This window comes from Mariniflexile jejuense, from assembly GCF_042675665.1.
Taxonomy (GTDB): Bacteria; Bacteroidota; Bacteroidia; order Flavobacteriales; family Flavobacteriaceae; genus Mariniflexile; species Mariniflexile jejuense.
The window spans coordinates 117,787-142,683 of the sequence record NZ_JBHTJI010000042.1; the positions used below are offsets into that span (position 1 = coordinate 117,787).

The window sequence follows — 24,897 nt, forward strand, 5'->3', positions numbered from 1 at the left end:
GTAATGGCTGTTTTAAGGCTAAGTCTCTCACATTAATAATTAATTTAATACTTTAAATGTGAGCAACAGTAAAAAACACAGAATTCAACAGATTAACAAAATGTTATTAGAAATGGCTTCTGGTAATTTCTTCTATCGTTTAAAACGTTCTGCTAAGAATGACAATTTGGAAGCCATCAGTATTTCGCTCAATATGTTGGCTGAAGAAATTCAAGAAACGTTAATACATCAAGGCTATGTGAATTCGAACCAACCCATCATGGAAATCATCCTAATGAGTTTTGTCATTGATTTTGAGGGCTATATTGAAATAGCAAACCAACAAGCTTGTAACATCCTAACGGTTCTGCATACCGATATCATTGGGAAACCATTTGATACATTTTTGGATGATCATTCTAAAAAAGCATGGAAAGACACATGGCGTTCGCTTAAGCAAAAGGCTTTTCAAGATACCTCATTGGAACTGAAGTTTATTTCCAAAGAGGGTTTCGTTGTTCCCAAGACCTGTTATATCACTAGTTTTCAGGGCGATAATCCCAATTCAATGAGAACACTGGTATCCGTTATACATCATGCCACTAGTCAAGTTTTTCTAGAGCAAAATTTAAAACAGCAGGTCATCCAGTTTTCTAATGTCAAAAAGCATCCTTCGATTGACTCCCAAATTAGTACCCACAAACAAAAAATTAGGTTGACCTTTGATGACATCCATAAAATCCGTGAAGGTCGGGACATCATCATTAACAATCTTGAAATGGACTTTCCTTCTCTAAAAGAATTTGCTTTGCAACTAGGCACCAATGAATTTAAATTAAAATATGGATTTAAGGAATTGTATGGTACTACGGTACATCGATTTTTAATGGAAGAGCGTTTAAGAAAATCTAAAATGATGATTCAATTCACTCAGAAATCTTTAAAATCCATTGCACAAATGACTGGTTTTAAAAGTATCTCCCATTTTTCTAGAACGTTCAAAAAGCGATTTGATTACTCCCCTAGTGACCTCAGAAAAAAATCTTTTGATAAGGATAAATAGGTGTTTTAATTACAAAAAATATATTAAATCCTTCACAGTCAATTTTTTATCCTTTAAGATAAAATGCAATTAATGAACTTTACCATATCAAAACAAAAGATATGGCTCCTTATAAATTTAACTATCAATTGGCACTAAAATTAAGTAATATGCTATTTATGGTATTATTCACTTATGCTGCTACAAGTAAATTAATATCGTTCGATTATTTTCAATTTCAACTAAGTAAAATGCCTCTTATTTCTCGCTTAAGTGCTTACCTAGTTTGGCTAGTTCCTTGTGTTGAATATGCCATTGTTTTACTGTTCCTTGTACCTAAACAGCTTCTTAGTGCTTACTACCTTAGCTTAGGCTTATTAACGGGGTTTACAAGTTACCTGATTTGGGTTTTAAACAGTGGCAAAGCTGTTCCATGTTCATGTGGTGGTGTGCTTTCTAACTTAAGTTGGAAAACACATATCCTTTTTAATTTCGCTTTTATTGCAATAGCTATTATAAACATTTCGATACTGCACAATCAAAAGGGGTTTTTAAGGCAAACTTAGAAAAATGACTTTAAATGTAATCAAAAATATTCCTGCGCAGAATCAGGGTAAGACCGAAAACCTGTAAAAAAGAGTAGGTCATAAATTTTAAATCAAAACATTATGAAAACCAAAGTTTTTAAATTCATGTTACCAGCCTTAGCTATGGTATTAGCTATTGGCTTATCTTTTGCTACAGAAGCAAAACGTTCTGCCCAAACTGGGTATTACGATGACCCATTCATCCCTGGCGTACAATCCATTATTACTGATTGTGAAAAACAACCATCGGGGGATTTATGTCAAACCGAAGAAGGTTATCAATTGTTTGACACACCTGCTCTTAATTCCGTTCCAAACAACGAATTAAGAAGAGTTGAATAGTCAAAATTTGTTCCAAATGGAAAAGGTGTCCTTAAAGGACACCTTTTCTTGACTAATTCTTAACCAAATGGTTTTTATTGCCAAATGAAATTAGAATTGCTAAAACATTGATAGTATTCTGTTTTTATTTATAAACATCTTTAATTTGAAGCCGCATCCAAGTTTAAATATTTTCGAATTAAGGCCTCCACGTCTCCATGTTTAACATCCTTTTCTACCAATTTTCCGGCTTTATCTATCAACCATAAGGTTGGTAATTTTCTTATTTCATACAACGCATGATAACTTACGGAAGCTTCCTGTCCAGTATCTAAACGCTGTGGCCAATCGGCTTTGGTTTTACTTAATATCTTTAAAATCGCTGCTTTCGAGGTATCACCTTCATTTGCAATCCCGATAATTTCAAATCCTTTGTTTTTATAGGTATCGTAGAGTTGTTTTAAATGTGGCATGGCGGCTATACACGGTGGACACCGTGTAGACCAAAAATCAATTAGTACGACTTTACCTTTCATATCTGACAAATCTATATGACGCCCATCCATGGCCGTAAATACCATATTTAAAGGTGCATCTTTCGAACTTGAGTCTAGTTGTTCCAAGGCTAGCAAATTATCGGATGTAGCCCTATGTAATGCTTTAAATCCTTTTCGATGGGATAGCTGCTCTTTTTGGGAAAACACCAAGGCTTCTTTCATATAAGTCAAGGACAACTCAGGCGAAAATCGTTTAAATTCATTCAATACGGCCATCACATAGGCTGTTAGTCGTTCAGAATCTGGGTAGGTTTCCAAAAGATCCAGCAAACGGTTCCAAAAGGCATCCCATTGGGTTTTTTCTAGGGACTTCCAATAATCAGATTCTAAAGGGTCTTTGGGTAAATAATAAAATGTCTTTAAGGCTATATTAATATCGCGATTGTATAAGGATTGCTCAAACTGTGCCTTGCGTTCCCAAGATGCATTGGAATTAACAATTGCCTTTACATATGCATTTCCTTTTTCTAACCAAGCATCCTTTTTTTCTGTGTCAATGGGCAACAAGCGATAGGCCTTAAGCCAAGCATCTGCAGATCCACGTCTGGGAAGCTTTTCTATAAGCTGTATATGAATCCTATCTATAGGTTTTGCTATGAATAATGGGGTGAAATACTCGCTTAAAAACAAGCTTAAAGCTTCGTCATAATGCGCGCTGTTGGAATAGGTATCCATAAAAGCTTCCGCTAATTCCGATTTCGTAATTTTGAGTTCATCGATATACTTTAAATACTCCAAAAGCGTAAAATTAGCGACTTGTTGGCACTGCTCGGGTGGTTTGCAAATCACCTTTTTTAAATAATCCAAATGTTCCCAATCTGCTGCTTCATTTGATGCTTGGATGTTACTCTGAGCGGTCAAGTGGGTCACTAAACCTAGACTTAGGAGCATCAACATGCGTTTTATGTTCTTAATTTTTTTCATACTTTCTTAGTTTATCGTTTTTATTTTAAATTCAAAATTGTCTGTTTTAAAAAGACATTTTCCTTCTAACACGTGACATATTTGATACTCATAATATCCTTTTACAATAGGCTTGTCGGTACATATTTTTATTTTCTGACGGAATTCTGCTATTTTATCAAAGTAATGGACATCCACATCGAAAATGGGTTCATGCTCCATTTTGGATCCTATTGGTATCATGTCATCTAGCAGTTTATAACTAGGATGGGGTTCAAATTCAAAGATTGCGGGTAAAGGTCCTAGCTTATAATTTTGTAGGTTGCTATAAAGGTGCCAATGGTCTTCCAATTGCAATGTAAAAATGAGTGTCACCACATCCCCTTTCTTGATCTCTTTTTTAGAAAGTGTATAATATGGTTTGACTGGTGACGCTATTTGTGCGCACATTTGTTGACCAAATAGGCTTATTAGTAGTAGTAACATTATTTGTTTCATTGTATTTCTTAAAGATTAATACCCAGAATTTTGTGGCTTTAAGTTTGGATTTATTTGGATTTCACTATTAGGAATAGGGAACAAAACATCCGTAGGCTTCCAATTTGGTTTAAGTGAGCTTAAAATAGTATTTGCTTGACCTAGCCGTATTAAATCATGCCAACGTTGCCCATGCTCTGTAAACAACTCAACGCGGCGTTCTTTTAAAATAGCATCAAATAAGAGGTTTGTATCCATAGTTGATATAGTTCCCAAACCTGCTCGTTGTCTAATCGTATTTAAATCTTGTTGTGACCCCAAAGGATTATTTTGATGTGCTCTGGCTTCTGCCCGGATTAAATATTGTTCAGACACTCTAAAAATTATTGAATATTCCAAAGAAGTTGTTGTGCTACTTAGGGTCTCTTTATATTTATAGGCAAAGCGTAATGTGGTTATTCCATTGCTAATGCTACCAATCCATTTAGTGCGTCTCAAATCATTTGGTTCAAAAGCGTTTAATAAGCTATTTGAAATTGCATACCCACGGGTAGGTAAAAAACCAATGATTAATAGTTGGGCTTCTTGAGTATTCTTTACACTTTTACCTTCTGGTTTAAACTGCCAAATGGTTTCAGCTGAGTTTTTTAAAAACACCTTATTGATATCTATTTCTAATGGAAACATACTTATTACCTTACTCGATGTTTCCTCTGCTTTTTCCCAATTTTCTGTATAGAGATACATTCTAGATAACAAGGCCAATGCTGCAGATTGGTTTGGAATTACCCGCTCGCCTATAGCACCTGAATCACTCATAACGCTTACAGCCTTGTTTAAATCGTCAATAATGTGTTCATAAACCATATTGATGGGCTGTCTTAGCACGTTACTATTAGTTACATAATCTGTTGAATTCACATAGGGTATCTCTCCATAAAGCCCTAATAGTAAACTATGCATATATGCACGTACAAATAGTGCTTGTCCCTTATATCTTGCCTTTAATGCTGGCGATAAACTAGAAGCCTGTTCTAGTCCATTTATAACATCATTTGTTGCATAAATAATATTATAGGCGTGGTTCCACCAGCTCAATACGGTGATATTATTGGATGCTATGGTATGATTATAAATAGTTGATGGGTTCGCACTGGTACCGTAATAATCCAATTCGTCAGCATACATCCCTAAATTTATACTTAAGCCAAAACTTCCAGAAACCATGCCTTGCTCCCTTAGTTTATAGTATATATTTGCCATGGCTGATTCAACAGTTGCTGCATCTTCAAATACGGTTTCGGTAATTAGCGTATTACTTGGTGGATCTATATCAACAAAAGATTCACAAGAAAGCATGCCGAAACTTAGAAAACTAATAACTACTACTTTCAAACGATTGCTGGTATTTCTATTGGGATATATTTTAAATCCCAAACTATTTATAATATGTTTCATGATTTTGTATTTAGTATTAAAAACTTAATTGCATTCCTAAAGTCAACTGCTTTAGGGGTGGTAATATGGCATTCGAAGATTGCTCAGGGTCTGCCCCTTTATAGTTCGTAATTGTCCATATATTTTGCCCTTGTAAATACAAGGTAATGGCTGTATTTGAGTTTAAGGCTTTAGGTATTTGATAGCTTAAAGAGATATTCCGTAATCGAATAAATGACGCATCCGAAATAGCTGCATCACTCGCACCTTGATTTTGACCTGCCAATCCTGCTCCAGGAAACCTTCCAAAGGTGGCTCTTTGTATGGGCGCAATATCGCCTGTTTCCTGCCAACGCTCTAGTAATTCAATGGCATTATTTCCTCTAAAGCCTGCGGAAGCTCCATAAGCCAAACTATTGTATGCTTTTTGATTTTTAAATTGAAAGAAGCAATCAAAAGACCAATTACAGTAAGTTATAGTATTTCCCAAGCCTCCGTAATACTTTGGTGCCACATCTTCTATCCATTGCTTATCCAAGGCATTGATGCTTCCATCTTGGTTATAATCTTCAAATTGATAGAGTCCCGTTTCAGGGTTCACTCCCAATGCATGATACAAATGCACTATGGATAAAGGCTTGCCTATAACATACTTACTGGCAAAGGCTGAGCTTTCTAAATTTGGAAACTTCACAAGTTTATTCTCTGCTAATGTCAAATTAAAGGTTGTCGTCCACTTGAAGTTTTTCCTTTGGATGTTTACGGTTCGTAAATCTATTTCAAATCCTTTATTTTCAACTGTAGCCTCAAAATTCCCTGTCAGACTATTAAATCCTGTGGTTCCTGCCAACGGAATGCCTATCAATTGGTTTGAAGAGCGGTTTTGATACCAAATGGTATTTAGTAATATGCGATCATTAAAAAAGCCTAACTCTAAACCCAATTCTTGTTTTTTATTGGATTCCCAACCAAAATTTGGGTTAAATACGCCTGTTGGTTCTAATACTGAAGTACCATTATAGTTGAATCCTGTTGTATTATAGGTTCCTAAAAATTTGTAATCACCTATGTTATCACTTCCAGTGGTTCCATAGCTAGCTCTAATTTTTCCAAAACTTAACCATAAACTTTCTTTAAGCCAATTTTCTTCAGAAAAGAGCCATGCCATGCCAATAGCACCAAAATTTCCAAATTGTTTATTGGGACCGAAACGAGACGACCCATCACGCCTTCCAGTAAGGTTTATGATATATTTTGAGCTATAGTTAAGGTTAACCCGTCCAAAATAAGCCATGTATTTATAGGTACTTGAATTATCTTGCAGTATTGCTAGTGTATTAGCCGCTGAAAGGTTTTGTATTAAATTGTTACTTGAAAATCCAGTACCTCGTTGCACTAATTGGTTGGTAGTTTCCTCCTGAAACGAACTTCCTAATAATACCATGAGCTTAACCTTATGCCATTGCTCTTGCCAATGTATTTGAGGTTCTATAATCCATGAGTCTCTTTGACCCGCATTGGTTGTTAATGAGGATATACTCGAGGTAAAGTTATTACTAGGGTTAAATGCCGTATTGGGATAGGTTAAATAAGATTCCATAGCGTATTTGTTATATCCCAAATTGGTTTTCAACTCCAATGTGTTAAAGATGCTATAAGACAGGGTTGTATTAGCTATCAGTGTATTAATCTTAGCTTGGTATTCTCGTTTTAGTGCTGCCAAGGGGTTTTCCCAAGTGCCATTTTCCCAATTTAGATTACCATTCTCATCATACAGAGCTGGTGCATTTGGTTCAAGGGTATTGGCTAAATAGGTATAATCTGACTGAGGTAGTAAATTATTCTCTAAGGTATAACTGAATGATGTGTTTAGCTTAAATCGTTGGTCAACTGATTGGTGATTCAGGCTATTGTGTACTGTCGTTTTTTTATAATTGGAATCTCCTGGAAAAACGGTTGTCTCTTTTTGATGTGTTGTACCTATTGAAAATTGGGTATTATCATTTCCTCCTGACACTGCTAATTGCATGGTATTTCGATAGGATGTTTTACCTATTAATTCCTTCTGCCAATCTGTATAACGGGTTTGACTCCATGTTTTAAGATCTGGCCAAATAAAATCAAAAGCGGGGTTTTCTAAAAATGCACCAAAACCATCATTTACAATGGCTTCCCGTCGTACTTCCAAATACTGTTGGGTATTCATTAAGTCTCTAAATTGAGTGACTTGCCCTAAAGTGGTACTTACATTGGCACTAATTTGTGTTTTTCCTGCTTTTCCACTTTTTGTGGTAATAAGCACTACCCCATTTGCTCCACGGGATCCATATATTGCTGTTGCATCCGCATCTTTTAGGACTTCTATACTTTCTATATTGTTTGGGTCTATGGCATTGAGTGGGCTAATATTTGCTGCATTAATACCTGCCGATACATCTGCTGCTCCTAAAGACTGCGAGCCAAACGGCACACCATCAATAATAAATAAGGGGTTGGTACTGCCATTTATAAAGTTCTTACCACGTATTTCTATTGAAAAACCACCTCCTGGCACACCTGTTTTTTGAACTATATTAACCCCTGATACATAACCTTGCATGGCTGCCATAGGATTATTTACAGGCTGTTTTTCAATGGTTGTGGCGTCTATCTTTGCTATATTTCCGGTGCGTTCTTTTTCTTTAACACTATAATAGCCTGCATTTAGCATCACTGTTCCCAATTGGGTAATAGCCTCTACCAGTTTTACGTTAACTACATTTTGATGGTTTATGGCTATTGTTTGAGACTCAAAGCCCAATGCTGTATATTTAAGCACATCGTTTGGATGTACATTTATTGTATAAGTACCATCAAAGTCTGATACCACGCCTTGCTTGGTATTTTGAGACACGATATGTACACCTGCTATCGGTAAGCTATTGGTATCTGTGATGATACCTGTTACTTTAAACTGCATTTTGGTGGGTGGATTTGCCCATGCTGTTCCGACAATTAATATAAAGATATAGAGATACGGGTTGAATAAGGCGTTCTTATGAATACCAATTAGTTTATTTTTCATAATTTTGAATTAAGTTTAACATTAGGTTGTTGAATGACTACCTCCTACAGGACCGTGCAAAGTTTACTAGGAGGTTTTTTGTGTGTGTTTTTATAGCATAGGCTGTTACATTTTTAATTAATAATAAGTGAAGGCGTCCGCCGTAACCTGTAATTATAAGGCAAGACGGACTGTGCCCTCTGACTAACTCAATTATAAACTACAAAACACTAGTTATAATGGTTTAAGGTGCTATTATGTTCGGATACATTGAAGAAAATAAAAGTAGTAATGGGATAAAAAAAGATAAGTATCAATCCGAAATCAAGGTTGCGTGCATCCCACACCAAAGTATTTATATCGGGTTCTTAGGCTTTTTCTTAAAGAGAATATCGAACACAGTAAGTTCTAACACATAAAAATGTTGTAATGAACCTATTGGTATTTGTTTATAAAACCTGTGTTGCATACGCTTTTGGCTTAATAACCCTTTGGCAATGCTTCATAAAACACAAACAACGCTAAGAATGAGCTAAGAAAAACCTTTAGTAACAAAAAGGCGTGGAACTCAGCTTACTGCCCTTGAGGTACTGGAATAACTTGCAACAATAAGTGAGCCCACGCCCATAGACGTGAGCATCTTACTTATCATCTCGTTGCAAAAAGTTCCAGTTTTCTAGTGCGAGATTCTTAGCGAATGCTTCAAATATTTTTATGATGAAGAATCGCAAAATTATTTTATTACGGGCTAATATAATAAATATTTTTCAATTGTGGGTTTTATAACCCACAATATTTTTTAAGAATTTGACCAACTTGTTGCCATATGAATGAGAATACAAACAAAGTTCAATTCCAGCAGCTATTTGGCACAAAGATTAAAGAATTGCGTAAATTGAAGAAACTGAGTTTAAGACAGCTTTCTCAAAGATGTAATTTAGATTATAGTGATATTGCTAAATACGAAAAAGGGGAAGTTAACATTCAATTGTCTACGGTATTTGAATTATCAAAAGGGTTGGAGGTACACCCGAAAGTATTATTTGATTTTGATTTTCTTTTTAATGCTGACTAAAACTTTAATTGGTTTTTTAACAGATTAAGGTACTTTAAATAATAAACTTTCACTTTTAAAGCTTATTAAGCGTATATCAAATATTTATTAGCAGTTGTTTATTCACCCATTTATTCACCCACTTTAGGATTGATGACGTGAACTATCCAAACACCTCCTTTAGTTCCTTTACGCTGCAACAGTCCTTCTTTTTTAAGAACTTCTATATTATTATCTAATTCAGTAGCACTAAAATCAACTAATTCCCGCAATTTTACTTTTTTAATTTTATTATTCTGTTGAATAGCCTGAAGTATTATAATTTGTTTTTCTGAAAAAATAATTCACCCACTTATTCTCCCACCACATGATGGTGTATTAATATATTTAATAGACAACCATTAGCATAAAACAATACATTTAAATAGTTTAAAGCTGATAATATTGCATTTCGCAATATGAAATACGTAAGTATCTAAAAGTAATTTAAAGCAACAAAATTTACTCATAATCCTAAAAATAATTGCAATAAGAAATCTGCCTTGATTTCATCTCACTATTGGACAGGAATTAGAAATAAATCAATCAGAATTTAGTCAATTGCATTACCGCTCTAAAGATGCAGAATTGATTGATAACTTAATTAAAAATGCAAAAAATAGCTTTAATAGCGTGACCTGTCCAGAAATAAGCCTTAATAATTTAATCATAAAGAATTTCTAGAACTAGATTACTAGAAGATATTATGAACTAAAACTTTCTTTTAATTCAGCATATTCAACCTTTTCAATGATAGTTTCAATATTACTATCCACTTTTGGGCTGAACAAATCTTTACTAACAGTATAAGCCTCCAATTGAGATTCTGGATAATTTGAGCTCACTAATTCTCTTACATCATCTGCGTTAAGTTCAGGTAATAACCAATTATCCTTTATGTCATCACTTAAAATAACTGGTTGACGCTTTTTACTATTGTGAATTTTTGCAAACATAGGAGACGCCTCTTTAGTAAGTATTGAAAATGTAATGTAGGTGTCAATAACAGAATAAATACCTGCAAGGGCTAATGGTTCGTTATCATTATTGAAAATAAAAAATGGGTACTTCTTTTTTAAGTACTCATGAGGTTCAAAAAAACCATTTACAGGTATGATGCAACGGCGTGTTAAGGCTGATTCTCTATACATATAATGCTGGAACAGTTTTTCTGATTGCGCATTCAGTCCACCCCCATATTTAACCGCCTCTTTATAATAATCCTTTATGGCATCACCTTTTTTATTTGAAGGTACAATACCCCAAACTCCTGGTGCCAACACGTTGCTTTTCTCTTGTGGGATTACCAACATGTTTAGGTGCGCAAAACCATTTAAATGGTAATTAGGTTTATCAAAAATTGACCGAATATTTTCAGCATTTAATTTAACCTTAAAATGCTCTTCTAACTTTTTGGTCTTAAAGGTGGTACTGGTATGAAAACACATAGAGTAAATTTAATAAATTATTGATTATATTTCTTAAATTATTTAAATCAAATAATTATGAAGTTAATTGATTTAGCAGATGGTACTCCAAAAAATCATAGAATTTACCTTGTATGTATCAAACAAGTGTTTTATTCCAACACCAGAGATGCGTACGCCGATTGGACTGACAATGGGTTTATTTTAACAGAAAGCATTCTTTTTAATGATGAATATATTTTTGGATTTTATTCTGAATAGAAATAATTGATGTAATAAGGTGATTAATTTTATATTTTAACTTCTTGGATCTGGTTTTAACGACATTTTTTTTGACCAAACAATGTCGAGACTACAAAAATCAAACTCCTCCGTTACTTTCCCATAACACCCATAAACACCCATACCATTAATGGGGTATTTATCGACCACTTTTGTAAAATGTACCGTATCAAAATAGTGGCCAGCCCTATCTATAAAGGTGCAAAACCTGATTAATTTATTGTTTGATGTTTTATGAAAACGGGTGTTTACCAAGACACCATAAAGCAATACGTTCTGATTGATGTACAGATGCATGTCACTTGCTTTTATATTATTTTGAAAAGTTTCATCAACTAAATCAAAATAACTACACAACGGAAACCCCAGAAGTTCAATCTGGTCATAGGCTTCTTCAACAAACGTGGTTGTTAATGTCGGTAAATTAAATTGCTTATGGCTTGGTTTGAACAATCGCGCCTGTACCGTTCCCTGCTTACTAACATTCAACTTAAAGATAGCTTCCCATAACAATTCGGTTTTGGAACGTTCGGTAAACCTAAAAGCGTCTATTCGGATCAAAATAGTAATTTGCTCGATGCTGATAACCACCCTATCAATAAAATCATCCAAAGATGTAAACGAGCCATTGAAATTTCGATCGGTCAAGAACCTTTTAATGGTCAATACTTCCAAACTTTTCAAGTAACCAAAACCCAAATAAATATCCTTCCCTTTAATAATGTTGGGATGATCACTGTTATTGATACATGGGGGATGCACCACCGCACCACACATTTTTGCTTCATGTATATAATGTTCTGCACTGTAAAATCCACCACCGTTATTTAAAACGGCCACCATAAACTCCAAAGGAAAATAGCATTTTAGGTATAAGCTTTGGTAACTCTCTACTGCATAGGATGCGGAATGACCTTTGGCAAAGGCATAACCTGCAAAGCTTTTTATTTGATTCCACACTTCAAGCGTTAATTCTTCAGTATAGCCCTTGTCCTTGCAGTTTTTGATAAACTTCTCCTCTACTTCCACAAACTCTGTTCTAGACCTGAACTTACCACTCATACCCCTACGTAAGACATCGGCTTCCCCTAAAGTCAACCCTGCAAATTGGTTCGCTACTTTAAGCACGTCTTCTTGATACACCATAATACCATAAGTCTCTGGCATAATCTGTAACAGCATGGGGTTGGCTTCTTTTCGCTTTTCAGGATAGCGCTGCCTGACGATAAATTCCTTTTTCATTCCAGAACTGGAAACCCCTGGTCTGATAATGGAACTGGCCGCTACCAACCCCAAATAATCCTGTGTTTGCAGTTTTTGCATCAAGCCACGCATGGCAGGAGACTCTACATAATAAGCGCCAATGGCTTTGCCTCTTTTTAGCAGGTCATTGATTTTGGGATCGCTTTTAAAAGCCTCCACTTGGGTAATTTCTATGGGTGGTAGTTCGGGTCTGTTGTACTGAATAATTTCTATAGCTTCCTTTATTTTAGCTAAGCCCCGTTGCCCTAAAATATCGAACTTAAAGATTCCCACATCTTCAGCAATGATCATATCAAATTGAATGGTTGGAAAGCCTTTTGGTGGCATATCGGTAGCTGAATAATAATGGATCGGTTTTTCAAGAATAAGCACCCCACAGGAATGGACGCTCAAATGGTTTGGAAAACCCCGTATAAGCTGTCCGTACTTCAGTACCAATTTTCCCATTTCATCAAGACTATCTGCGGCATACTTGCCATCGCTTAACTTGTCTATTTCTTCCTTTGGTAAGCCAAATACTTTGCCCAATTCCCTCACCACACCTCGGTATTTAAAGGTGTTATAGGTTGCCAATAATGCCACATTCTTGAACCGTTTGAAAATGTATTGGGTGATGTCTTCCCTATCTTTCCACGAAAAATCTATATCAAAATCTGGTGGCGATGCCCGAAATGGATTGATGAAGCGTTCAAAGTACAAATCCAGTTCAATGGGATCTACATCGGTGATGCCAATGATATACGCCACAATACTGTTTGCGCCACTGCCCCGTCCCACGTGGATATATCCCATGCGTTTTGAATAGGACACAATATCATAGTTTATCAAAAAGTACGACACAAAATCCATAGTCTTGATTGTTGTCAACTCGGTCTGCAAACGGGCTTTCACCTTTTCAGTGGGTTTGGAATAGCGTTTATGTAAATTGTCCTCGCATAGTTTTTCCAAAAGTTCATAATCCGCTTCGGGTGATTCTAGATACACCTTTTGGTTTTGCGAAATCCTATCACTACCAAAACTGAAATCAATGGTACACGCATTCAAAAGGGTTTCTGTATTGGCAAGAATATGTGGGTAGTGTGCATAGGCTGCTTTTAACGCTTCAAGGGGCAGCATCACATCCGATGTTCTACATTCTTCGGATTTTTGCAGTTTGCTCAATAAGGTATTGTTGTCAATGGCTCTGAGCAATCGGTGCGCATTGAAATCACGTTTGTTTCTAATGGTTACCTGTTGCTGCACCACCAACTTTTCGGTGTAGGTTTTATAGATGGAAAATGGCAACTTTTTAAGTTCTTCTACCGAAACACCTATATATTCATTTGGTGCAAATGTTTTCTTTTCCAACTGCATCACCCGTTCTAAGGGATACACCATATAGGTGTGGGTTAATGTGGGTGCTTCTGGTGGCAGGTTTAGGTTATTGTGGGTGTGGTGTGATAAAAAAGCGTTTAACTCTTGAAATCCTTCGTTGTTTTTTGCCAAACCCACATAATACTGGGTGGCACCACACCTAAAATCAATCCCGATAACGGGTTTTATTTGGTATTCGGGTGATTTACGAATGAAATTAAGGCAAGCGGATGTATTATTGATATCGGTCAATGCCAAGATTGTGATGCCATTTTCTTTTGCAAGATCTAATAAGTCAACTTCCGAAAATGTACCATATCGCAACGAATAATAGGTGTGACAATTGATATACATGTTTATTGTTTTCGGTGCGCCAATATTATTGGTGGTTCTCCATTAAATGGGTTTTTCATACTACCTATGGTTTTAGCGCCCATGGAAGCTGCTTTTTGGATGCTGGATTCACCAAAACGGTTCCGTATGGTGTCCAAGGCATTGTATAAACTCAGCATTTCCTCGGTATCATCAAACAGGTTTATTTGGTAATTACCACTCACCAGATTACTCATTTTTACACCTACCAAACGTATTAACAAACGGCGTTGGTAAAGGGCTTCAAAAAGTTCCAACACTCTAGGTATAATGATATGGTCTGCACTGGTATAAGGTATGTTGACTTGCTTTGAATAGGTATTAAAATCAGAATACCTAATTTTTACACTGATGCGCGCTGCTAATTTATCGCCACGACGTAATTGATAGGCCAAACTTTCTGCCATGGCAAAAATGGTTGTTTTTAGTTTTAGCATATCAATGGTATCTTTACTAAAGGTACGTTCTATGGAAATGGACTTTCGTTCATGAAATGGAATGAGTGGTGGGTTATCCAATCCGTTCGCACGTTTCCAAATCGTAATCCCATTAACACCCAAAGCACTATGCATCATTTCCACAGGCATTTGTTGTACCACACCCACTTTATCGATACCCAAATTGCGTAAGATCTGATAGGTTTTATCCCCTACGGACGGTATTTTTTTTATCGATAATGGTGCCATAAACGCCTTTTCAAACCCAAAATCCACCCGTAACTGGTTATTGGGTTTGGCTTCACCTGTAGCTACTTTAGAAACAATTTTATTACCCGACAACCCAAACGAAATAGGTAAACCTGTTTCTTTTATGATGGTATTACGCAATTCGGTGGCGTACTTGTAGCTTCCAAAGAACTTGTCCATCCCACTTAAATCAGCATAGAATTCATCAATACTGGCCTTTTCAAAAATGGGTACTTTTTCCTTAATGATTTCGGTTACCTGATGTGAATATTTGGTGTAAATGGATGAATTGCCACGAATGACCACCGCTTCAGGACACAAACGTTTGGCCAAACGCATGGGCATACCGGAATGCACCCCAAAACGTCTGGTCTCGTAGCTACAGGCGGCAACTACACCTCGATCGCCCGTTCCACCAACCAATAGCGGACGTTTTTGCAACCTACTATCTATCAAGCGTTCACAGGACACAAAGAAAGTGTCTAGATCCAAATGCAATATATTCTTGTTCATGCTACAAAATTAGCTACATTATTAAGCAATTATTGCTTATATTTGTAGCATTATGAAAATGATTTCTAAAAACATTCGGCATTTAAGACATTTAAAGGGACTGACCCAAGAAACATTGGCTGATGACCTATCGGTTACACGTTCGCGTATCAGTTCGTATGAAGAGGGTCGCTCTGCTCCCACTATTGAGATGCTTATCCAGTTATCCGATTATTTTAAATTACCTATTGATATATTGTTACGAAACGATCTAACAAAAGCTACGGATTCCTCGTTTATTGAGGTAGGCAACCAACGGGTGCTGTTCCCTATAACCGTGGATAACGACAACAACAATTTGATTGAAGTAATTCCTGTTAAAGCATCTGCTGGCTATCTGGAAGGATATGATGATCCTGAATATATTGAACAGCTCGAAAAAATAAAGCTCCCGTTTTTACCCACGGGTAAACATCGGGCATTTCCCATCAAAGGGGATTCCATGCTGCCTATGAAAAGTGGTTCGTATGTAGTGGGTCGTTTTGTGGAAAACAGAAATGATATTGTGAGTGGTAAGACCTATGTCCTTATCACCCTTAATGATGGTATGGTGTACAAACGGGTGTACAACCACATTAAAGAAAAAAATGCTTTGCTGTTGGTTTCCGATAATAGCGCCTACCAACCCTACGAGGTGTACATTGATGAAGTGTTGGAACTTTGGGAGTTTACCTGTAGCATTAACACCCAAGAGTACAGCGAACAGGAACTGAAAATCAGCAGCATCATCAATATGTTCAATGAATTGGGCGTGGAACTGAAAGCCCTAGAAAAACTGCAACGCTAATGTATACCATCATCGATGTTGAAACGACGGGTCAGGGCAATAAAATCACTGAAATAGCTATTTTCAAATACGATGGTTTACAAATCATCGATGAGTTTACTTCATTGGTTAACCCTGAAATGTACATTCCTGAGTACATCACGGCATTAACGGGTATCGATAATGGTATGGTTGCCGATGCACCCACTTTTTCTGAAATAGCTGATGCCATTCTGAACATTACCGAAGGCACTGTTTTTGTTGCCCACAGCGTTAATTTTGACTACAATGTGATTCGCAACGAGTTTAAAGCTATTGATATAGATTTTAACAGAAAAAAGCTTTGCACCGTAAGATTATCACGTAAATTAATTCCTGGACACAGGTCTTACAGTTTGGGCAAAATTTGTAATGCCTTGCACATTGAGATTAATGGCAGACACCGCGCAAGAGGCGATGCCGAAGCTACCGTCGTGCTATTTGAAAAGCTCTTGCGCGCTGAAGGCTCGGAAAAAGTGTTCAATGATTTCCTTAAAAAATCATCCAAAGAAGCCACCTTACCTCCACACCTACCAAGTAGCGTATTCAATGCCATCCCAAACGAACCCGGTGTATATTTTTTCAAGAACAAAAAAGGTAAGGTTATCTATGTAGGTAAGGCGAAGGATTTAAAGAAACGTGTGTTGGGACATTTTTATAATAAAACTGAAAAGGAACTTAACCTTTGCCGAGAAACCGTGGACATCGATTTTGAATTATCGGGAAGCGAACTTGTTGCATTATTAATGGAAGATGCCGCCATAAAAAAACACTTCCCAGAATACAATAAGGCTTCCAAAAGAAACCCGAAAGCCTATGCTATATTCAGTTTTGAGGACAGGAATGGTATTATCCATTTAGCGTACAACACCTTAAAAACAATACCCAACCCCATACTGACCTTTTACAACGTTACTGATTGTAGACAGTTCTTGGAACGCTTATGTACACAACACTCATTATGCCCGAAATATTGCCACCTACAGGAAGGTGTTTCCCAATGCTCGCACTATTTAATTAAAACATGCCAAGGTATTTGCATAGATAAAGAACCCGTTACCAACTACAACCAACGGGTAAAAAGTGCCATTGACCAAACCATTGCATCTTCAAAAGACGTAGTAATCAAAGAAAGAGGACGCCATTCTGAAGAAGAAGCCTTTGTACTCATCAAAAACAATGTGTATTTGGGTTATGGATTTATTGATAGATCGGAACAAATAACTACTAATGAGGCGTTGGAAAATTATTTGATTCCTCAAAAGAATAATGTGGATGTGCAGAAAGTCCTTAAAAATTTACTATTAAAAAGTATTACTTAAAATTAACCCTTTCTATTGATTTGGCTTAAAATAGTAGTATCTGTTATCTTATCATCTTCCGCAAGTAAAAATGCTTTGCTAAGCACTAAAGACAATCCCCTATCTCCTTCAAATGGTAAAAACACATTTTCAGTATTTACATCTTTTCCTCTAGCCGGAACTATACATAAATATTGGTCGTTTGGTTCCATTAAAATATTTGTGCTACCAATATGAATTTTATAAGTTCTTTTTGTTCCCTTTATTTTTAGAAACTTGCCTTCAAAAGAAGCTACTTTTCCGATTTTTAACCTCGGCACTATTTTTTCAAGTATTTCTTTTCTTGTTTTAGCAACTTCTGTTAACTCACCAAATGAATAACTTGTCCAATAATCGGTATATTGCGGTAAACCACCATTATCTCTCCATTGTGGGTCATTACCAACACTAGCAACACCAACAAACAGATCGACATCCCTCATAATTTCTGATAGAATAATTTTAGGAATTTCGATTAAATCCTTTACCTCATTTTCAGTATTAACAAAACGCACTTGATCCGTTGCTACATAGTCCCAAATTCCTGCATCATTCCAAGCTTCACTTGCATTTACTTCATTTATCCAAAATTGAGCTTCTAAATTATATTCTTTTAATGCTATTTTAGCTATATCACCATCTCTACCATCGTCAAAAGCTCCCAATAAAGAATAATGCCAACCTCTTAGCCCTGTTAGTGCTTTAAACTGATGTTGCTTTAATAAATGGGCAGCCATTCTATTGCTGTAGGTTTTTGTGTTTATTTCCGCATCAGTTAAAATATATACTTCGCGATAAGCCTGTTTTAATGCTTGTTTGATATTTAATTCCTCAAGCCTATTTCTCCAAGCTAAAACCTCATTTACTTCGGCGTTTATGGGATGCCATAATTTAACTTCTGCCTCATTGTTTATACAGGTTAAAGCATTACCCTTAACATCAACCCATTCTTCTTTAACCCATAAACCACTTTCTTCTTTATCTCCTGTCTTAAAAGTCCAAATCAAATCTTTAGCAATAAAGTTAACTAAACCATGATTTAAATAAAATTTTAAAAAATTATCATATGTCCAAACTCTATTATACAAATACAATCGGTCTATCCTATCTCTTTGGGCAGTTAAGTATTTCTTTATTTGGACAACACTATCTTTTGCTTTTTTTAAAGTTTGCTTATGCTTACTTGTATCCTTTATAAAAGATGGTGCCGTTTTTTGAATACTACCATCTGGTTTTACCCATGTTAGAGCTACTTTTCCTAAAGCTTCAATTTTAACCTCTAAAGTATAATCATCAAAAACATAAGTTTTAAATCCATTTACCAATCCAAAATCTGGAATCGATAATTCTTCAATTTCCGATGTTGATATACCTAGTTTTTGTGATGAAGCTTCTATATACTTTCCAATAATGGCTTTAGTATTATTCTGCTTGATTTTTAGTTTTAGTCTAGACAAATGGCTAATGCCTTCTAGCCCTTTAACACTTCCCAAAGTGTAAATGCAGGCATTGCCAACTCCCGCCGCCGTGGGACCAACACCGGGTATTTTATCAAAACAACGCTCGGTTAATTTAGCGATAATGTTGAGTGTTTTAGAATCATAAAACTTTGACATACTCCAAAGTAGTCCTTTTAAGAAAATAAGATTCTTTTCATGCAAAAACTCATTTGCTACATAATTATAAACCCGTCCATCTGGGTATCTAACTTGTTTTGGTGTTTCAATTACTTTTAATGAGGCGGTAAATTCAAGCCACTCTTGTACTATGCTTTTATATTTTTCTAGCCCAATACTGTCAATAATATCACTCGTTTCTTTTAAATATTTTTGAGTTGGTTTAGCCCCTGTGGCTTTCATAAACAAATGAAACAATGTATACATTGAATCTTGCATGTCACTTTTTAAGCCTAATATTTGAGGATTAACCATATGTGATAATCTATCATCTGGCAAAGTATATGGTGGAGCTTTACTTAGGTCATTTTCACTTTCAAAGACAATTTTTTCTAACTTAACTTTAATCTTTTCTAAATCGGCTCCCCAATAATTTTTTTTAGAAGTATGCTTTAGCGAGTCCAATAAGTCTTTTAAGTAAAACTTCAAGGTATTATCTAATCCTTCTTTTTTTACTAAACGCTCTATTTGTTGAACCGCAAACCCAATAGGCCAAAAGGTGAAACTTTTAATATTTCTTTCATCTGAAATTTTAAACTCATTAATCAATCTAATAATATCATCGGATGATAAATCTAGATTACTGCGCATTAAAAGGTTTAATAATTCAGAATATGTGTATTTTTTTTGCCAGTTTAATTCTCTTCCTGAAAAATTTCCTGATTTCTTATAAATAGTTTCAGAGGTATTTATTGGTTCAATTAAATAGAAAACTAACGCTTTTTTGGTAGTTGAATCTAATTCCTTTATAGTTTTATAGGATTTTAATTTACCAATTGAACCCGAAGAAACGTAATTACCATATTGGTTTTTGCTATAGTTTTCAGCAAGTAAATCATCAAGTAATTTTTCAAATTGATTGTTTACAGGTTTTTCAGCAAACTCTTTCTTGCCAAATAAGTTTCTAAAACTTTCTTTAATTCCCATGTTTATCCGCCAACTAATTGTGTTAGTTTAATAAAATTAACTGTAGTATCTTTACCAATAAGTACTTCTTGTTCTAAATCCTCGGCTTGTTGCTCGTCAATTAAAATAAAATAACTGTTTTTATAAAAAGCATCCCAAGCAATTAAAACTTGTTTTTCTATATCTATTCTTCGGTTTCTGTCTTTAAGCTTGAACCCATTTAAGGTTTTTTCAGTATCATTGGGTTGAATAAGCCCCTTGAAATATTCTGGTAGTTTTTCGTTATATGCTTTTACTTCGGCTTCTACCCTGGCTGCAATTAACTCCTTAACAGTGGTGCGTTCATTTTTTACAGCGATGGTAATTTGGTTGAGAATGTCTCCCGTAAATGTGACGTCTTTTAGTACTAGTTCCATATTATAATAATGTGTTAATATCAGTTTCCTTTATTTCTCCTTGTCCCATCTGATCGAAACCAGTCATTAATTCAAAAGCATCAGCTTCTATGGGTTTCCATTGTTTGCCTGTATATTTAAAATTGAAATACAATGTTTCTTCGTTTAATCTACCATGGTTACATAATACTACTTCTAGCCGATCTCCAGATTTTAAATCGAGGTTTTTATCGAAAGCATCCGCAGAATTTAAAGTATTAAGCATCAGCTCTTCATTAATATCAAACATGGGATTGAACATTTGTGGAAGTGTTGGCATACCTACTACAATCAAATCTTTATTTTTATTATATCTATGCAAAACCCAATAATGATTGAGTTCTTCAATGTCAATATTAACATCAACACAAGTGCAAAACTTAATTTTACCCGACACTTTACACATTATCTGTTTTTAATATAAAATTATTTCAAGCTTTTTTTGGACATAACAAATAGGTTAAATCAGTTATGGTAATTTAAATATAATAATATTGCTACAACTTCATCCCATACATTTTATCGTCCATTTCTTTCCAGTTTGGTATGTGTTTGGAAAGTTCTGCCCAAAATTCTTTGGAATGGTTTTTTACTTTAGTGTGTACTAGTTCGTGTACTATGAGATAATCAATTAAACTAAAAGGCAGTTTAATGGCATCTATATTTATTAAAATGCTATTGGTGGGTGTACAACTACCCCAGCGTTTTTCTAATTTTCTAATCTTTACATCTTTAAAGTCCAAACCCGTTTTTTTTGCCCATTTTTTAACCCTAGGCAGTATTTTCTCTTGGGCTTTGGCTCTAAAAAAGTCTTCGAATGCTCCTTTTAAAGTGTCTTGGATGTTTTGGTCTTTGGGAACCAATACTTTGAATTTCGATTCCGTAAAATCAATAGTTACTTCGTCTAAATCTTGCTTTACAAATAGCTCTACATAGTACTTTTTCCCTAAGTAGGGTATTCTAGACCCTGTTACAATATCGTCATAACCTATAGCTTCTACCAATTCCATTTTTTCCAATATCCATCGGGCTTTTTTAAGTATAAACGCCTGTTCTTTTTCCAATGGTACAGGGCTGCCCTTTAGCATCACCCCCGTATCTTTTTGTACACTGATGTAATGCGATTTTAGCCCTTCTTTTGGAAGGAATGTATATTCTATAACCTTATCTCCGTACTGTACTTTAGGCATCTTTGTTTTTTATAAGTACCTCTACCAATTCTTTTGCTTTTTCTTTGGCAGCTTCCCGTTCTATTTTGGCAGTGGTTAAATAGCGGCGCATCTTATTTTCTATATCCTTTTTTACCTGTCCTTTTGCTTGCCAACCCACAATGTTTAACTCGCCCGCTATCAGGTCGAATATGGTTTTTGTGGCATCTTCGGCATCTTCAGCAAACAACACTTTCATAGCATCATAAACTGCTCGTTCGCGTTCTGTTTTAAAACCTTTTGCCTCACCTTCTTTTTGTTGCTCTATGATTTCATCTTGCATTTCGGCATAGGCTTTTAACAGTTCCAATTGCGTGATGCGTTCTTCGGCTTTTAACTTCAACAGTTCATCCAAACGTTGCGCCAAGGGTTTATAAAAATCGGGGTTTTTATCTAAACCTACTTTTATGGTGTGTTTTAAATTGTTGCGCATTTTCAACTCTTTGGTAGCTGGCGATGCGTTCATGATTTCCTCCTTAAACTTATCCTTGTCTATAATGGAAATGGGCTCTTCCAATAGGTTTTCTACGCCTTGGGCTATTAAGTGCGCATCTATCATACCTTGCAGCATGTTACTTTCGTCTTTGGTAATCTTCAGTTCTTCATCATCCGGAAAGGCGTTTCTAGCTCTTAGTTTTATTTCATTGAAAAGCTTAAAATCCCCTTGGTACTTCATCGCCTTGGTATTGGGTAGTACGATGTTAAGCGATTTATTAAAATCCTTTAAAAGCGTTTTAAAATCATCGCGTTTGTTGATGGGTTCTATAAACCTAACCGCGGCATCCATATAGTCGTTGCGGTTGTAATGCCTATCAATGCGTAAGGGTTTGAAAAAATCGACCAGCTTGGTGTGGTTCATTTCCAACTTGGGCAACTCTTCGTTGATGTTCTTTAAAATATCGTCTGGTCGGATATCACCCGAAAATATTTCCAATGCCTGTATTAAATTGGCGGTAATACCATTATAGTCTACAATATAGCCCGCTGCTTTTCCTTTTCTGCTGCGGTTTACCCTAGCAATGGCTTGCAACAGGTTATGTTCCTTTAAGGGTTTATCTAAATACAAACAGGAGGCTATGGGGGCATCCCACCCGGTAAGCAACATATCGGACACAATTATAAAAGCAGTATTATCATATTTCTTTTTGCCCGATTTCTCCGTGTCTGCTTCATCTCCAAAAGGCAATTTAAAACTATCGGTTACCTCTTTAATGGCTTCGGGTGCGACTAGGTGTATGGGCTTTTTATCTTGTGGGTGCTTTCTATTCCACTCCAAGACTTCATAGTATTCCTTGGCAATGGGGTCCGATTTTAGCGACCCCATGCTCATCACCACTTTCGATTCAAACCCATGATAGCCTTGGTCTTTCAACCGTTGCAGGGCTTCTTGGTATCTTAATGCGTGTGGCCGACCACTACATACTATCATGGCTTTATGCCCATCTGGATGTATTTTATCCCTAAAATGGTCTACAATATGTTTTACAATGTCGTTTATACGCCCTTTACTCAATTGGTATTTGCGTAAGGCATCGCTTTTTAGCTTATCTTTTTTCTCTGCGGAATAGTCTCCAAACTTTTCTTCAAACTCCTTGTCCAGTGCCTCTTTTTTAACATCCAGTTTGGCAATGCCTTCGTCGTACAGCAACTCTACCGTGGCACCATCGGCAACGGCTTCTTTTATGGTATATACATCTATATAATCGCCCCCGTAAAACTCGCCTAGGGTCGATTTATCTTCTTTTGAAATGGGCGTACCCGTAAAAGCCACAAATTTGGCATTGGGCAATACGGTACGCATAAACGATGCTAAAAACCCGTAATGGCTGCGGTGAGCCTCATCGACTAAAATATAAAGGTTTTCTTTTTTTGACAGTTCTTCCAATTGAATTTCCACCCGTTCCACCTCTACCCACTTTCCTTTTTGAAGTTCTTTGGTAATTTTTATAAGGGTCTTTTCCTTTAGGTGTTTTTCAATCATCACATCACCACGTTCTTCCATTTCGGTTTGGTCGGTGCTGGCGGTGGCTTCTTTATCGGTTTCCTGAAACTTTTGTATGGTGGTGGTAATAATACCCCCGTAATCGTTACGCAGTAATTTATCCAAATGCACCACAGATGAAGCTTGGTTTACGTTTTTAAAACCCACATTTTGCAAGGTGGTGGTAATTTGCCTATCCAAATCCTTTCTATCGGTCATAATCATAACCGTGGGATTGTTAAAACCGTATTCGGGGGCTTGCAGTTTTCTAGCTACATATGCCATGGTTAACGATTTACCCGAGCCTTGGGTGTGCCACACCACACCGCCTTCACCCGCTTGCAATCGGGTAATGGTTTTGTTGGTGGCACGTATTTGTTGGTAACGCGGTAGTTTTTTTATGGTAACGCCCTCATCCAGTTCAAACAGTACAAAATGCCTGATGATGTCCAGCACCCGCTCCTTTTTAAATAAGGCCAGGAGTAATTTATCTTGCTCGGTTTTTGCCAAGTCTAATATATCGGTATCGTCTTTACTGGTTTTAAACACCGAATAAAATTGTTTTGGGGCATTGATAGCGCCATATCTACCGCCTACTTGCCATATACCGGCGCATATTTGGTTGTAATGAAACAGTTTTGGTGAGTTTTCTTGGTAATATTTTAAATCGTTATAAGCTGAATCCCACGCCGTGGGTGCTGTGGGCGATTTACATTCTATAACACCTATGGGCAAGCCATTGATATACACCACCAAATCGGGTACCGAGTTTTGGTACCTACCGTGGTATTTTATTTGATTTACCACCAAAAAATCATTGTTATTTGGGGTTAGATAGTCTATAAAATGAACCGCTTTAAATTCCTCTACCCCGTTAATTACCTGTTTTACGGTAAAGGTACCGCCTTTAATAAGCTCCCAAATGTTTTGGTTTATTTCCATTAAGGATGCGCCGTTTACACTGGTTATTTGGGTAAAGGCTTTGTTTAGGTTGTTATCGTTAAGCCAAGGGTTTATTTTATTTATGGCTGCCAATAACCTATCCGTTAAAATGACTTCGGTATTATTACTGCGCTCATCGTGTTTAGAGGCATCATAGTATTGATACCCCAGCGTTTGCAATAAGGTAATTGCTGGCAGCTCGCTGTATTTGTATTCTGGCGATTGGCTCAT

At 36.2% G+C, this 24,897-nt stretch carries 20 protein-coding genes; 7 read left to right on the forward strand and 13 right to left on the reverse strand.

The features are described from left to right. Positions 1-58: 58 nt before the first annotated feature. The 3 genes from ACFQ1R_RS13595 (at position 59) to ACFQ1R_RS13605 (ending at position 1,950) form a co-directional block, all read left to right on the forward strand. Complete coding sequence (locus ACFQ1R_RS13595) at positions 59-1,042, forward strand: helix-turn-helix domain-containing protein (protein WP_379926818.1); 984 nt, start codon at positions 59-61, stop codon at positions 1,040-1,042. Positions 1,043-1,143: 101 nt separating this feature from the next. Next, positions 1,144-1,587 (forward strand): MauE/DoxX family redox-associated membrane protein, encoded by a 444-nt coding sequence (locus ACFQ1R_RS13600; protein WP_379926819.1) that lies wholly within the window; start codon positions 1,144-1,146, stop codon positions 1,585-1,587. Between the two features lie 102 nt (positions 1,588-1,689). Further along, the gene (locus tag ACFQ1R_RS13605; protein WP_379926820.1) at positions 1,690-1,950 is read left to right on the forward strand and encodes a DUF6520 family protein; all 261 of its coding nucleotides are present in this window, start codon (positions 1,690-1,692) and stop codon (positions 1,948-1,950) included. Positions 1,951-2,090: 140 nt separating this feature from the next. On the opposite strand, the gene ACFQ1R_RS13610 is transcribed toward ACFQ1R_RS13605, so the two are convergent. Genes ACFQ1R_RS13610 through ACFQ1R_RS13625 form a run of 4 tightly spaced genes read right to left on the reverse strand, consistent with a single transcriptional unit; the run spans position 2,091 to position 8,367 of the window. Next, positions 2,091-3,410 (reverse strand): TlpA family protein disulfide reductase, encoded by a 1,320-nt coding sequence (locus ACFQ1R_RS13610; protein ID WP_379926822.1) that lies wholly within the window; start codon positions 3,408-3,410, stop codon positions 2,091-2,093. A gap of 6 nt (positions 3,411-3,416) precedes the next feature. Next, the gene (locus ACFQ1R_RS13615) at positions 3,417-3,875 is read right to left on the reverse strand and encodes a hypothetical protein (protein WP_379926824.1); all 459 of its coding nucleotides are present in this window, start codon (positions 3,873-3,875) and stop codon (positions 3,417-3,419) included. Between the two features lie 27 nt (positions 3,876-3,902). Continuing rightward, complete coding sequence (locus tag ACFQ1R_RS13620; RefSeq protein ID WP_379926825.1) at positions 3,903-5,324, reverse strand: RagB/SusD family nutrient uptake outer membrane protein; 1,422 nt, start codon at positions 5,322-5,324, stop codon at positions 3,903-3,905. Positions 5,325-5,340: 16 nt separating this feature from the next. Beyond that, positions 5,341-8,367, reverse strand: a complete 3,027-nt coding sequence (locus tag ACFQ1R_RS13625; RefSeq protein ID WP_379926826.1) for a SusC/RagA family TonB-linked outer membrane protein — start codon at positions 8,365-8,367, stop codon at positions 5,341-5,343. 805 nt (positions 8,368-9,172) lie between these two features. Between ACFQ1R_RS13625 and ACFQ1R_RS13630 the strand changes: the two genes are divergently transcribed. Further along, a complete protein-coding gene (locus tag ACFQ1R_RS13630) occupies positions 9,173-9,421 on the forward strand; it encodes a helix-turn-helix domain-containing protein (RefSeq protein WP_379926827.1) in 249 nt (82 codons plus the stop codon). 110 nt (positions 9,422-9,531) lie between these two features. On the opposite strand, the gene ACFQ1R_RS13635 is transcribed toward ACFQ1R_RS13630, so the two are convergent. Next, positions 9,532-9,672, reverse strand: coding sequence for a hypothetical protein (locus tag ACFQ1R_RS13635; RefSeq protein ID WP_379926828.1), 141 nt, complete (start codon positions 9,670-9,672; stop codon positions 9,532-9,534). Between the two features lie 471 nt (positions 9,673-10,143). Beyond that, positions 10,144-10,887 (reverse strand): SOS response-associated peptidase, encoded by a 744-nt coding sequence (locus ACFQ1R_RS13640; protein WP_379926829.1) that lies wholly within the window; start codon positions 10,885-10,887, stop codon positions 10,144-10,146. A 57-nt stretch (positions 10,888-10,944) separates the two neighbouring features. Between ACFQ1R_RS13640 and ACFQ1R_RS13645 the strand changes: the two genes are divergently transcribed. After that, positions 10,945-11,127 carry a hypothetical protein gene (locus ACFQ1R_RS13645; protein WP_379926830.1) on the forward strand — a complete coding sequence of 61 codons (183 nt, stop codon included), beginning with the start codon at positions 10,945-10,947 and terminating at the stop codon, positions 11,125-11,127. A 36-nt stretch (positions 11,128-11,163) separates the two neighbouring features. Here the strand turns inward: ACFQ1R_RS13645 and ACFQ1R_RS13650 are convergent, their stop codons facing one another. After that, on the reverse strand, positions 11,164-14,118 hold the full coding sequence (locus ACFQ1R_RS13650; RefSeq protein WP_379926831.1) for a DNA polymerase III subunit alpha: 2,955 nt from the start codon (positions 14,116-14,118) through the stop codon (positions 11,164-11,166). Positions 14,119-14,120: 2 nt separating this feature from the next. Beyond that, positions 14,121-15,335: a DNA polymerase Y family protein gene (locus tag ACFQ1R_RS13655; RefSeq protein ID WP_379926832.1), complete on the reverse strand. Its 1,215-nt coding sequence runs from the start codon at positions 15,333-15,335 to the stop codon at positions 14,121-14,123. 52 nt (positions 15,336-15,387) lie between these two features. Between ACFQ1R_RS13655 and ACFQ1R_RS13660 the strand changes: the two genes are divergently transcribed. Together ACFQ1R_RS13660 and ACFQ1R_RS13665 are read left to right on the forward strand one after the other, a co-directional pair. Continuing rightward, on the forward strand, positions 15,388-16,161 hold the full coding sequence (locus ACFQ1R_RS13660) for an XRE family transcriptional regulator (protein ID WP_379926833.1): 774 nt from the start codon (positions 15,388-15,390) through the stop codon (positions 16,159-16,161). After that, positions 16,161-17,501, forward strand: coding sequence for an exonuclease domain-containing protein (locus ACFQ1R_RS13665; RefSeq protein WP_379926834.1), 1,341 nt, complete (start codon positions 16,161-16,163; stop codon positions 17,499-17,501). The genes ACFQ1R_RS13660 and ACFQ1R_RS13665 overlap by 1 nt, the downstream gene beginning before the upstream one ends. Before the next feature lie 2 nt (positions 17,502-17,503). Here ACFQ1R_RS13665 and ACFQ1R_RS13670 read toward each other — a convergent pair whose 3' ends face one another. From ACFQ1R_RS13670 to ACFQ1R_RS13690, 5 genes are all read right to left on the reverse strand, one after another. Beyond that, a complete protein-coding gene (locus ACFQ1R_RS13670) occupies positions 17,504-20,122 on the reverse strand; it encodes a DUF4132 domain-containing protein (protein WP_379926835.1) in 2,619 nt (872 codons plus the stop codon). A 2-nt stretch (positions 20,123-20,124) separates the two neighbouring features. Next, positions 20,125-20,517 carry a hypothetical protein gene (locus tag ACFQ1R_RS13675; RefSeq protein ID WP_379926836.1) on the reverse strand — a complete coding sequence of 131 codons (393 nt, stop codon included), beginning with the start codon at positions 20,515-20,517 and terminating at the stop codon, positions 20,125-20,127. Between the two features lies 1 nt (position 20,518). Next, positions 20,519-20,941, reverse strand: a complete 423-nt coding sequence (locus tag ACFQ1R_RS13680) for a hypothetical protein (RefSeq protein ID WP_379926837.1) — start codon at positions 20,939-20,941, stop codon at positions 20,519-20,521. Positions 20,942-21,032: 91 nt separating this feature from the next. Continuing rightward, on the reverse strand, positions 21,033-21,725 hold the full coding sequence (locus tag ACFQ1R_RS13685) for a M48 family metallopeptidase (RefSeq protein WP_379926838.1): 693 nt from the start codon (positions 21,723-21,725) through the stop codon (positions 21,033-21,035). Continuing rightward, a complete protein-coding gene (locus ACFQ1R_RS13690; RefSeq protein ID WP_379926839.1) occupies positions 21,718-24,897 on the reverse strand; it encodes a type I restriction endonuclease subunit R in 3,180 nt (1,059 codons plus the stop codon). Before ACFQ1R_RS13690 ends, ACFQ1R_RS13685 begins: the two co-directional genes overlap by 8 nt.